This is a genomic window from Vibrio makurazakiensis, from assembly GCF_050337375.1.
Lineage (GTDB): Bacteria > Pseudomonadota > Gammaproteobacteria > Enterobacterales > Vibrionaceae > Vibrio > Vibrio makurazakiensis.
In genome coordinates, this window is the sequence record NZ_JAKJSW010000130.1 from 1 (window position 1) to 12436 (window position 12436).

The 12436-nt window shown below is 42.8% G+C and carries 10 protein-coding genes; 6 read left to right on the forward strand and 4 right to left on the reverse strand.

Annotation, left to right across the window (positions count from 1 at the left end; translation table 11 throughout):
* The 5 genes from L4C33_RS14380 to L4C33_RS14400 form a co-directional block, all read left to right on the forward strand.
* The coding region (locus L4C33_RS14380) for an MATE family efflux transporter (protein WP_428813113.1) at window positions 1-786 on the forward strand (786 nt) is incomplete at its 5' end.
* Window positions 787-1089: 303 nt separating this feature from the next.
* On the forward strand, window positions 1090-3054 hold the full coding sequence (locus L4C33_RS14385; RefSeq protein WP_428813114.1) for a diguanylate cyclase: 1965 nt from the start codon (window positions 1090-1092) through the stop codon (window positions 3052-3054).
* Window positions 3055-3240: 186 nt separating this feature from the next.
* Window positions 3241-4056: a substrate-binding periplasmic protein gene (locus L4C33_RS14390; RefSeq protein ID WP_428813115.1), complete on the forward strand. Its 816-nt coding sequence runs from the start codon at window positions 3241-3243 to the stop codon at window positions 4054-4056.
* A 103-nt stretch (window positions 4057-4159) separates the two neighbouring features.
* Window positions 4160-4483 (forward strand): DOPA 4,5-dioxygenase family protein, encoded by a 324-nt coding sequence (locus L4C33_RS14395; RefSeq protein ID WP_428813116.1) that lies wholly within the window; start codon window positions 4160-4162, stop codon window positions 4481-4483.
* Between the two features lie 220 nt (window positions 4484-4703).
* Window positions 4704-6488: a sensor domain-containing diguanylate cyclase gene (locus tag L4C33_RS14400; protein WP_428813117.1), complete on the forward strand. Its 1785-nt coding sequence runs from the start codon at window positions 4704-4706 to the stop codon at window positions 6486-6488.
* Between the two features lie 93 nt (window positions 6489-6581).
* Here L4C33_RS14400 and fruA read toward each other — a convergent pair whose 3' ends face one another.
* From fruA to fruB, 3 genes are read right to left on the reverse strand one after another with little or no spacing between them, the layout of a single operon-like run.
* Window positions 6582-8321: a PTS fructose transporter subunit IIBC gene (fruA, locus tag L4C33_RS14405; protein ID WP_428813118.1), complete on the reverse strand. Its 1740-nt coding sequence runs from the start codon at window positions 8319-8321 to the stop codon at window positions 6582-6584.
* A 15-nt stretch (window positions 8322-8336) separates the two neighbouring features.
* A complete protein-coding gene (gene pfkB / locus L4C33_RS14410; RefSeq protein WP_428813119.1) occupies window positions 8337-9320 on the reverse strand; it encodes a 1-phosphofructokinase in 984 nt (327 codons plus the stop codon).
* A 10-nt stretch (window positions 9321-9330) separates the two neighbouring features.
* A complete protein-coding gene (fruB, locus tag L4C33_RS14415) occupies window positions 9331-10485 on the reverse strand; it encodes a fused PTS fructose transporter subunit IIA/HPr protein (RefSeq protein ID WP_428813120.1) in 1155 nt (384 codons plus the stop codon).
* A 167-nt stretch (window positions 10486-10652) separates the two neighbouring features.
* Between fruB and cra the strand changes: the two genes are divergently transcribed.
* On the forward strand, window positions 10653-11810 hold the full coding sequence (gene cra, locus L4C33_RS14420) for a catabolite repressor/activator (RefSeq protein ID WP_428813121.1): 1158 nt from the start codon (window positions 10653-10655) through the stop codon (window positions 11808-11810).
* A 47-nt stretch (window positions 11811-11857) separates the two neighbouring features.
* Here cra and L4C33_RS14425 read toward each other — a convergent pair.
* The coding region (locus L4C33_RS14425; RefSeq protein ID WP_428813122.1) for a serine/threonine protein kinase at window positions 11858-12436 on the reverse strand (579 nt) is incomplete at its 5' end.

The following is a 12436-nucleotide window of genomic DNA, read 5'->3' on the forward strand; positions in this document are numbered from 1 at the left end:
GTGATGGTAGGTTACACAGTATGGGTGTTCAGACTAGATGAATTTAAGCCGTTTTCTCCTTGGCTAAACACTAAAGAATATTCGTTTAAATTGATGAATCCATTATTGCTTATGGGGTTACCAATCGCTGTAGCGGCGCTGCTAGAGCATGGGTTGATTTATGGTGGCACTTTAATGGCAGGGACGATAAGTATAGCGTCTCTGGCGCTACATCAAATTCTATTACAGTGTTTAAGTTTTACATGGAATTTCAACTTTGGCTTTTCGCAAGCTGCAGCAATTTTAGTTGGGCGAGATTATGGTTCGCAAAATTTTGAGGGGATTAAACGTACCTCAWTACAAAGCTTTTATTTAGTCAGTATTTTGAGTGTGGCCTTATCAGCTATTTTCATTATTTGGCCAGAGGCTATCGCGAGCTTATTTAATTTAGAAGAAGGGTCGCCCGGCATGTCATCTTTACTGGCGTCTGTGATTTGGGTTGTAGCATTATGTTTCATCGTGGATGCTTGGCAGTTACTGGCGATTAACTTGTTACGTGGTATGAAGATTGTGTCGATGCCTACGGTAATGACAGCGATTGGTTACTGGGTATTTGGCTTGCCTGCTGCTTGGTACCTAATGCCAGAGTTTGAACTAGCTGGTATCTGGGGTGGTATTGGTATTGGCCTTGGCGTAACTGGCATCCTTTTATTACTTCACTTGATGATTGTTATTCGAAAGCACAATGCTGGTGGTCTTATCCCAAAGGAGACGAATAAAATGTCATCTACATGTGCTGCTCAATAGCTTGCTCTCTATAGTTCTATAACTTTTCTGTAGTCGTGTGAATCCGGTTTCTCAACGAGTTTCCGAACGATGTGAGTGCTTAACAAATAGTGTCTATAGAAATTGTTTTAAATACCAGAGGCACTGGCTTTGTGAGTTTTAGAACTGTAACTCATGAGTTAACACTTATACTGTTAATTGATGAAAGTTGGCGCTTATCATTTGCTCGGTTTATGGTGCGAAATTAGCTAGTGGTTTTGATTGTTTGAGCTTTAGTCACATAGTAACATCGCCGCCAGTACCAAGGTGGAGAGCTAAAAGAGCATGAAGAGAAGTATAGTATTGCCGACATTAGCCGTCGGGCTTGCTGTATTGCTGGCGGTGACGCTAGGCATTTTGCTGCTTGGTACTGACCTACTTGATGGAAAGTCAAATGACTCAAACAGCGGGGTTATACAAGCTCCGTCTTATCATCCAGAACAAGACTTATCCCAGTCAGAATCTGGCAGAGCGCTGATAAAAATCAGAGCATTGTCGAAGACGAATATTGAGTTGGCTTCACTTAAACTTGCGGAATTTGAATCGCAATCTGGCCTTAACCTTTCCCCACTTGAAAACAGTTACCGATTACTTACCCTGCGTACCATTGCTCACAAAAAAAGAGAGACAGCAGAGGAGAAAGAATTAGGCCTTCGACTTCACGACTTAGCGTATAAATCCCAGTTCGGCTGGCTTAAAACAACGTTGATGATAGACGACTCCATAGCCCAAACTCGTAGTGGAAAGCTTGAACAAGGTGAATCATTGATCGTTAAAGCCATTGAGATGGCTAAGCAAAATAACGTCGAATACCTCCTTCCACGAGCTTATAACGTGGCAGGTTATATCAATAATGCTTCTAACCAGCTTATAGAGGCACAGCATTACTTCCGCCTTGGGATTAAAGCGGCTAAGCGACTGAATGATATCCATTATAGTAGTACTATCCACAATAATTTAGCGCTGCTCTACCTACATATAGAGAAGTGGCATAAAGCGTTAGAGTATCTAGAAAAAGCACGAGAATTGGAGCTGAAAGCCGATACTCTTGATCGCTATACATTACAAACAATTTTACTCAATGAAGCTTTTGTCTATAACCGACTTGAAATGAAAGAAGAGTCGCTGCAAGCGTACACCGAATCTCTTGAATATTTTGATGCTGCTACTGCGTCTGTGCGTCGATCAATTATAAAATTTAAGGGCGACGCCGAAATGTCGTTGTTGCTTGAGAAGTTCGTGGAAGCGAGTCAATCAACGCTCATGTGTATAGACCTACCAGAGGCGAGAAACTACCCGCTGGAATTTGGGCAATGCCAACTGCTTAGATCAAAAGCGATGTTAGAGCTTGGCTATGCAGAAGAAGCATTAGCGTGGGTCGATGAAAGTATTTCTACCTTTAAATCCATCAAACATGATCGTTGGCAGATCAGAGCCTTCAAGCATAAAGCCAAGATATATGAAGAGTTAGGCGAACCACAATCTGCGTTAGAGATGTATCGGCAGTTTCACCAAGAATACAAACAACAGCTACTGACAAAGGTTTACGATTTAGAACRAGCGTTTGATACCGAGCAGATCCAGCAAGAAAAAGAACTGCTTGATATTGAAAAGCAGGTCGCACAATTAGAACTGAGTAAAGAAAGGCTGCGTTTACAACTGGCGTGTATTTGGATCGTGGTTGCAGTTATCGCGTTAATCATCGTGTTAAGGAAAGCAAAAGCAACGCATTCGAAAAATCAGGAGTTAGAAACGCTGTCGAATGTTGACCAATTAACCAAGTTGCACAATCGTCGTTATTATCACCAGCAATTAGAAACTGGTGGCTCGTTGAATACCGACAGTGACTATCGAGTCGTTTTACTTGATTTGGATTTCTTCAAGAAAGTGAATGATACCTACGGCCATGATGTCGGCGATGAAGTACTCATCGAAACCGCAAAGCGCATCCAAGAATTCGTTAACGATGAAGAGCTGTTTATTCGCTGGGGCGGCGAAGAGTTTTTGCTGTTGCTCAAAGAAGATGAACAAATCCAGCAACGTATTCATAACGTGTTGACCTTGGTGAGCAGTAACCGTTACCAAACCGCGGCGGGGTTGCTGTCTGTGACCGTATCTATTGGGGTTAGCCACTCTGCTAATTATGCCCAAATAAACGATAACGATCACTATTTTAGAAAGGCCGACCAGTGCTTATATGAAGCCAAGCGTAGTGGGCGTAATCGAACAGTTTTTGCTGGTGATGAGTAAGTTTTTCATTATTGATGCGTARTCACTGCTCAATGTCGCTACATAAGAAAGTTTTTAATTACCTATACTGATAAATATGATAATAAAATGTCACATAATCTCAGTGATTAAAAACATAATACCAACGTCAACGTAACGTCGGTAGTTTGAACATATATAACAGGCGCAAAGGGGAGAAAGTTCGACGTGAACCATAAGAAGTATTTGAACATAAGCCACATGGTAGTGAATGTTCTTTCTCGACCTTTCTTATTGCTTGGCCTCTTGTCGTGTTTGATGTTTAGTGTTCAATCCCAATCTAAAACGTTAAAAATTGGGGTAGGGGAATGGCCCCCTTACATATCAGAAAGCATTACTGAAAATGGTTTTATCACCCATTTAGTTGTCGATATTTTGAAGGATGCGGGTTACCAATCTGATGTGCTATTTTTCCCTTGGAAGCGGGTTTATAGCAACGGTGTTAAAGGTAATATTGATCTGACGGCTGTGTGGATGCATAAAGAAGAACGGGAAGCCGACTATATTTATAGCGACCCTATTCTTAACGAACAGTTTGTCTTTTTTCACTTAAAAGATAAGCCTTTTGACTGGCAGAAACTTGACCAGTTATGGGCATACACCATAGGTGGAGATCTAAAATACAGTTATGGTGCAGAGTTCGATCAACTGCTTGTAGATAAAAAACTAACAATGGTACGAGAGCATTCGCCCGAATTGAACTTTCGTAAGCTTTTGAAAGGGCGTACCGATCTCTATATTCAAGAATTAAACGTTGGTTATTCAACCTTAAAGACTCAACTTGCTGAAAAGCAAGACCAAGTTACCCATCATCCAACTCCTGTTCTGAACAACTATAGCTATGTTCTATTTCCGAGAAGCCTTGAAGGTAGTGAACAGCTCGTGAAAGAGTTCAATGCTAGCTTAAAAGCATTCCGTGAAAGCGGTAAATATCAAGAGTACTTTGATGCGTTTCAAAATGAACAATACTTCATAAAGAAATAAATTCGAATAGTTTTCAATTGTTTTGAGTCTTAACCAGAAAGCATTCGTGTTTCCTTATAGAAGCGTTACACTAGGCACAATAACAATTCAAAAGGATAGTCAGATGTACCATGCCCACGTGTATTTTGCTTTAAGAAATGTAGAACCAGCTGAAGCATTACGCCAACGTGTTATGACCGAACGTAAAGATGTACTACAAACATTCCCGCTTGTTCAAAAGCTTGTAGGACCTCATAAAATGCCAATGTTCGAAATGCATTTCTCTGATAATGATAAGAATTTGATCGAATGGCTAGATGAAGCTCGTGGTGATATGTCTGTTCTTATTCACCCAGTGACTGGTGGTGAAGAAACACTAGATCATACCGAGCGTGCAATTTGGCTTGGTCGCGAACTGGGCGTTTTTGAAGAAAAATTGTCTAGCTAATTTCCTGTACATAAAGGTTACGTACCGCCACTAATCTTAAGTGCTTGTTAGACGAAAACAGGCGCTTGTCTAATTCCAGTGCTTACGATTACCAWTCACATCAAACTTACCTACCGAACTTAATAAAAAACCATATTTTCTTTAATTATCAACTGTTTTACTGGCAGAGTGCCGCATTACTTCTAAGGTTAAGTAAGGACATACAGTTTTAGGGGAATTCATGGGGAAATTTCGTGAGCCAGTACTGGTATTACTGTTCTTTCTAGTTGTCATCGCCATCGGTGTCCAAGGGCTCACTATTATCGAGCGAGAACACCGTCTTTCTATCGGTAAGTCATTAAATGCAGTGATTAACACCATTGATGAGGCCTTGGTTCTATGGTCGCATAACCATAGAGCTAAAGTAGAAACGATCGCAGCGCGTCACGATATTGTTGAGCTAACTCAGAAAATTTTGAATACCAAAGATGTTTACGAATTTGAACAATACCAAAAAGAAATTCGTGAGTTGATTAATCCAGAGGTTATCGCTTTTGGCTATCAAGGCTTTTTCATTGTGAGTCTAGATGCCATAAACATGAGTTCAATGCGAGATTCTAATATTGGTGAGTACAGCTTGATTGCCCAGCAGCGTATGGATCTATTTGAACGAGTGTCCTCTGGTGAGGTTTTGATCGTCCCTCCAATTTTGTCTGATGTCCCCCTCAAAAGTCGTGATAATCATATGCGAACGCTACCGCCGACTATGTTCGCCGCTTCTCCAATACGGGGAACTGATAATTCAATTATTGCGATTCTCGCGATACGCATCGATTCAGTAAACAGCTTCAGTAACTTGATGCGTTTAGGCCGGATTGGTAATACAGGCGAAACCTACACCTTTGATAAGCAAGGGGTCATGCTGACAGAAAGCCGTTTTGAAGATCAACTTTTGTCTTTAGGCTTAATTAGAAATAGAGAAGGCTCTAGCCTTAATATTCAATTGTTAGATCCCGAGGTGGACTTAACCACTGGGGTGAAACCGAGTAAAGCAATGGAGCTTATGGGTTTTACTTATTCGGTTAAAAAAGCTTTTGAAAGAAAGCCGGGGTATAACATCGAGGGCTACCGAGATTACCGTGGCGTTATGGTGTTGGGTGCTTGGAGCTGGAATGAAGAGTTGGATATCGGAATTGCTACGGAAATTGATGTTTCTGAAGCGATGAATTCGTTTGTTATCTCTCGAAATGCGATTTGGGGAAGTTTGTGTCTTACGGCTTTTCTGGCGGCGGCGTTGTCTTTGATTATGGTTAGAAATCGTTCTAAAGCGATTCAATCCATGACTCAATATCAGCACACTTTAGAAAGTAAAGTCGCCGAGAGAACGGAGAGCTTGATGAAGGTTAACTCTGATCTCCAAAGCCAAATTGTCGAGAGAGTACGAACAGAAGAAAAGCTCAAACAAGTACAGCTTGACCTTGAGGGAAGTAACCTTAAGTTGCAGGACCTGGCTTCTATCGATGGCTTAACTGAAATCCCAAACCGGAGAACATTTGATGCCAAGCTTAGCCACGAATGGAAATCTGCTCAGCAAGAAGGGTATCCTATCTCGCTACTTTTGTTCGATGTTGATGATTTCAAGCGGTACAACGATACTTTTGGACATCAAGCGGGTGATGCTTGCCTTAAGAGTATCGCAAAAATATTATCCCTTGATATAGACCGTGGGCGAGCGGATAGCATGGTTGCTCGCTATGGAGGTGAAGAGTTTGTCATGGTGTTACGACAAACCACACTTGACCAGGCTATTGCTATGGGGGAGCTGGTGAAGAAAAACTTACTGTCTGCGCAGATTTCGTTCTCAAATAGCAGTGTTGAAGGTGTGCAAGTGGTGACCATGAGTATTGGTGTAGCAACGGCAACACCTACGTTGGGACAAGGGTTTGAAATGCTGTTGAAGCAGGCTGATGAGGCTTTGTATCAAGCGAAAGCCAATGGACGAAATCGAGTTGAAACACGCAGCTAACTGCTAAATTACGACCAACCTGTCACTATGAAAAAAGCTCCTCAATCGAGGAGCTTTGCTTTATCAGCTTCTTCTTATTAGTAGAAGCGGGGGTTAAGCTTGGGCTGCGACTTTTGAGTCGCTCATTTTTTTAAGTGCTGCGTAACCAAAACCAGTTACAGCTGTACCCGCTGCAATTGCGATTAGATACATTAGAACTGGAGAGATAGCACCAGGAATTAGCAGTACGAACAAGCCACCGTGTGGAGCCATTAGTTGAGCACCGAATAGCATTGATAGAGCACCAGTTAGTGCGCCGCCTGCCATACAAGCTGGAATAACACGCATCGGGTCTTTCGCTGCAAATGGGATAGCACCTTCAGAGATGAAGCATAATCCAAGAACAAACGATGCTTTACCTGCTTCACGTTCACCGGCTTCAAATTTGTCTTTCACTAGGAATGTTGCCAAACCCATACCTAACGCTGGAACCATACCAGCAGCCATGATTGCAGCCATTGGTGCGTAAGTTTGTGAAGCTAATAGACCAACACCGAAAGTGTATGCAGCTTTGTTTACCGGGCCACCAAGGTCGAAACACATCATAGCGCCTAGAATCACGCCTAGTAGAATTGCGTTAGATGTTCCCATGTTGTTTAGGAAGTCTGTCATTGCCGTCATGATGCCTGAAACAGGGCCTCCGACGATGTAGATCATCACTAATCCAGTAAACAAGCTTGCGATGAAAGGAATGATCAGAATTGGCTTTAACGCTTCCATTGATTGCGGAAGCTGAACTTTATCTGCAATGAATTTTGCAGAGTAACCCGCAATGAAACCTGCAGCTATACCACCTAAGAAACCAGCGCCTGTTGAGCTAGCCAGCATACCRCCGATCAAACCAGGAGCTAAACCAGGACGGTCTGCGATAGAAAAGGCAATGAAGCCCGCTAAAACAGGAATCATTAGTGCGAACGCTGAACCACCACCAATGGTCATCAATGCTGCCGCTAACGTCCCTTCTTCTTTAAATGCTTCGATACCGAATACAAAAGAAAGTGCGATGATCAAACCACCAGCAACTACAACAGGAAGCATGTGTGATACACCTGTCATTAGGTGCTTATAAATACCTTTCTTCTCGTCTGTTGAAGATGAATCTGATGCTTTGGCGGTATGTGTATAGGTTGTTGCTTCGTTAAACGCTTTCTCAAACTCCTGCTTGGTCTTTTTAAGCGCAGGGCCTGTATTGGTTTTGTATAGCAGCTTGCCATTAAAACGGTCTAGTGGAACATCAATATCGGCAGCAATGATGACTAAGTCAGCTTCCGCGATATCTTGATCGGTAAGTTGGTTTTTTGCACCGACAGAACCGCGAGTCTCGACTTTAATCTGGTGTCCAAGGCGTTTGCCTTCTTCTTCCAGTGCCTCAGCTGCCATAAAGGTATGTGCCACACCTGTAGGACAAGCGGTAATCGCAACGACTTTCTTTGCTCCTGATACATCAGAGTGAGTTGCCTCTACAGCTACTGTTTGTGAAGCATCGAGCTCTTTAGCTTCTTTCACTGCATTTTCTAAGAAAGCTTTTGCATCAGAAGTGCATTGCGAAATGTCTGCTTGGTACACTTTTTTACCGATGAAGCGAGCGGTATCTACCGGTGTATTAGCGGCAATAACGATAACGTCTGACATCGCAATCGCGTTTTCTGTAAGCGGTTGATTTGGCAGAACGCTTGATTGGCATTCAATGTTTGCATTCCATGCTAGAGACTTAGCTGCTTGCTCTAAAAGGCCTGCTGCGATGATGCTGTTTGCTACGCCACTAGGGCAAGCAGTAATGATCGAAATATTCATAGTTTAACCTTTGTCCTAAATGCTTGCGTCGTACTGGTTAGTAAGAGCACTAAGCGATTGTAATTGGATTTGATTTTGTATTGAGTCCAGCTCTTGTTGGCTGGTTAGCCCTACACCTACCTGTGACACTGCTAATGCAGATAGGGCAGTAGCGAATGAGAGTAAATCGTTTTTCGGCAGTTGCTGCATGTGTCCCCAGCAAAGTCCTGCAACTAGAGTGTCCCCAGCACCTACGGTACTGACCACTTCCATACGAGGCGGTTTAGCTTGCAACCATTCGTTTTGGTGTAACCACATAACGCCTTCTGCACCCATAGATACAACAATATTGTCGATACCCTTATTAGCGAGTTCAGAAGCTGCCGCTCGGCATTGTTCTGCGGTGTGAAGATCACGTCCTACAAACTGAGCTAGCTCTTCATCGTTGGGTTTGATTAGCCAAGGGTTAGCATCCAAGCCAGCAGCTAACGCGTCGCGGCTACTGTCGAACAGTACCTTCTTGCCCATATCATGAAGTTTCTTGATCCATGAAGCGCATAACGTTGGTGAAATACCTTGTGGCAGACTACCTGCGATTACAAAGTATTCATGATCCACTGCAAGCCCAAATAATGTGCGTTCGAATTGCTCGATAGCAATAGGAGTTACCTTAACACCCGGGAAATTGATGTCGCTTACTTCGCCGCTTGTTTCAACCAACTTAACGTTGATACGGGTCGAACCTTCAACACGTACGAACTTGTCAGTTGCACCCATTGATTCAAACAATTGGCAGAACAACTCTTGGTTGTCTTGCCCTAAAAAGCCAGTCACAGTCACATCAGCACCTAACTCACTAAGCACTTTTGCTACGTTGACCCCTTTCCCCGCAGCGTGAAATGCACTTTGGTTAACTAGACTTACAGAACCGTGATTTAAAGCATCTAAGTTGCCTGTTAGGTCAAGGGCAGGGTTGAGCGTAACTGTAACGACTTTCGTTTGTTTTAAAGATTGTGTCATAGCCAACTCCTTAACCTTCACCTAGTCCTGAAGTGATCGCTTTACCGATCGCYTCAAGAGCTTGAGGGGCATCTTGTCCTTCCGCAGTAAATTGCAGTTGGTGGCCATGTTTTACGCCTAAAGCGATAACTTTCATCAGGCTTTTCGCATTAACTGATYTTTTGTCACCATCTAAGTTCGACACTTTAATTGCTGACTCAAATTTCTTCGCTTCAGCGACAAGCATTGCACCTGGGCSGGCATGTAAGCCGTGTGCATTCTTAATCTTGAATACCGCAATGTTGTTATTGGTTTCGTTTTCAGCGCCGTCAGTCGCTGATACAACTGCGATATCTTCACCTCGTAGTAGGGCAATCGCTTGTTCTGTAGTGGTGTTTAGGAGTTGTTCTTGTTTACCAGCGAAGACCAGCTTACTGATGTTCGAAAGAATGTTTTGGTGTGCGCTATTACATGCAGCAAAAGTAATAAGTCCTTTCACTGGTGTGTTTTCGTATTCGCAGTGGTTGGCCGTGGTGACAAACGAAACCGCAGTGCGAGTCACACCTTTGTCACTACCGAGTAGCCATAAGCCTTTACCTAAGTGAGTAGGTGACTTGGTTACAACGTCAGCGACAAATGAACTATCGGTGCAGCCAGTATTTTTCAGTAAACCACCTGCTACAGCAGACATCTGAACCATATCGCTTGCTGGGAATAACAGCTGAACAAGTGAAGCATCTAGGTCTGCTTCTAACTGAACTTCACCGTTTAGTAGGGCAATGATTTCTTGTGCAGATACAGCGTGTTTCAATTTGTCTTCAACACCATCGGCAGATAGCACTTTGGTCAGTTGTTTTAGAATGCCCAAGTGTTCATCAGACTTAGCTGCAATACCGATAGCAACATACACTTTATTGCCGTCAGCCCAATCAATACCTTGAGGGAAGTGATGAACAATAACACCCGTTTGCTTCACTAAATCACGCGTGTCCGTTGTGCCATGTGGTATTGCGATACCGTTACCAAGGAACGTCGAGTTTTGAGCTTCACGGTTTAGCATGCCTTCAACGTAGCCTTGCTCAACTAAACCTTTATTTGTTAAATCTTGCGCAATGGCGCGAATTGCATCGGTTTTATTGGATGCCGACTTCTGCATTTTAATGTCGTTCGAGTTCAATTTGAGCATGGTGCCTCTTTAGCTTTTCGCTTTAAATTCAGTTGTGTGTCCCGATCCGTTCGCTTACTTTAGTTGCTGAACAAGTTAAGCTGAATCGGTTCAGCAAAAATTTTAAAAAAATTCAGCAAAACGATCTTATTGTTGAAAACACCGAAGTTGCTGCTCAGTTATACGATATGCCCTCAGACATTTTAGCTTTTCTTAGCTCTAATGATGGAGTGATAAACATCGCTTTTTGGATTTTGCTGAATCCTTTCAGCTTTTATACTGAATCGATTCAGCGTATAATTCAACTCAACCAAGGATCGAATCTATCGTTCTATGATCCGACGCACAAAATGAAGGCACACGATATGACACTGGATGAAATAGCAAAACTGGCTGGGGTATCAAAAACAACAGCAAGTTACGTTATTAACGGTAAAGCTCAAAAATACCGTATAAGTGAGAAAACTCAACAAAAGGTAATGGCCGTAGTTAATGAACATAACTATCGTCCAGACCATGCTGCGTCTTCATTGCGTGCCGGTAATAGCCGTTCGTTTGGTTTGATTATCCCGGATCTAGAAAACACCAGTTATGCCAGATTAGCGAAATTGCTTGAGCAAAACTCAAGAAAGGCGGGCTACCAGATCTTAATAGGGTGTTCTGATGACGATGCTGAAACTGAACAAAAAGTCGCACAGGCACTAGTCAGCCGTAGAATCGATGCCTTGTTTGTCGCAAGTGCAATGACTGATGCTAACGACTTTTACCTTGGCTTGCAGAAGTCGGGTACGCCAGTAATCGCGATTGACCGACCGTTAGATGATGAACATTTTTCGTGTGTGATCAGTGAAGACTTTGGTGCTGCTTTTGAGCTGACCCAATCATTGATCGAGAAGAACGTAGAGACTGTTGGCTTGATCGGTGCGCTGCCTGAACTAAATATTTCTCGTGAACGTCAGTTGGGCTTTGAATCTGCAATGAAAGCAAAAGACAAGTTATCTATGGTGGGCTACGGCGAACACTTTAATCGTGATTCCGGTAAAACTGTACTGGAAGAGTGGGTGAAGCAAGGCACTGTGCCAGATGCGATTGTGACGACCTCTTATACTTTGCTTGAAGGTGTGTTGGATGTGCTACTGGAGAAACCTGAGTTGATGCAGTCATTAAAACTTGCGACGTTCGGTGATAATCGATTACTGGATTTCCTTCCTACAAAAGTAAACTCGCTGCCGCAGCAATTTGAAGTTATTGCTGATAGTGCATTAGCTTTGGCGTTGAATGCATCAGCAAAACGTTATCAAGCCGGTATTGAACTTGTACCCCGTAAAATCATTAAGCGTTCGTAAGCCCCGTAAATCGTAAATAATAAGTATGAGCGCCCTGGTATCTAGCATCAGTTCGCGTTCATAAGTAATAAAAATTCCGCGAGTGATACGGTAGCTAACAGCAGCGCGAAGCATTTCCAAAAGAACACAGGGTTACGCTGTAACAGTGGTCTTTGTTTTGATTCCTTTTGTAGCTTTGCGTTAGGGTGAGTTAAGTCTGCAATAAATTCGCTTAAAACCTGATAACGAAATTTTGGGTTAGGGTGGCAGGCTTTTTTAAGCGTCAGGTCTAACCATACTGGTAATTGGGTTCGAGTTTTCAATAAGGAATGATATTGCCAATCCTGATGACGAGCCTTTGCTAAAGATTGGGTATCCACTTCGTTGTAAGGTAATTCTCCAGTCAGCATTTCATAGCAGATCACAGCAACTGAAAAGAGATCAGATTGTGTTGTTGCTAYCCCATCATTAAGGTATTCGGGTGCGATATAGTTGGCGGCGCCAAGAGGTTGTTGATCCTCTAATGTTGAATCGGACTTAATTTCCTCTAACCCTTTCACAAGCACAGCGCCTAAATCGATAAGTTTAATCTCATCGTTTTCTAGAACCATGATGTTCTCTGGTTTTAGATCTCTATGCACCATATC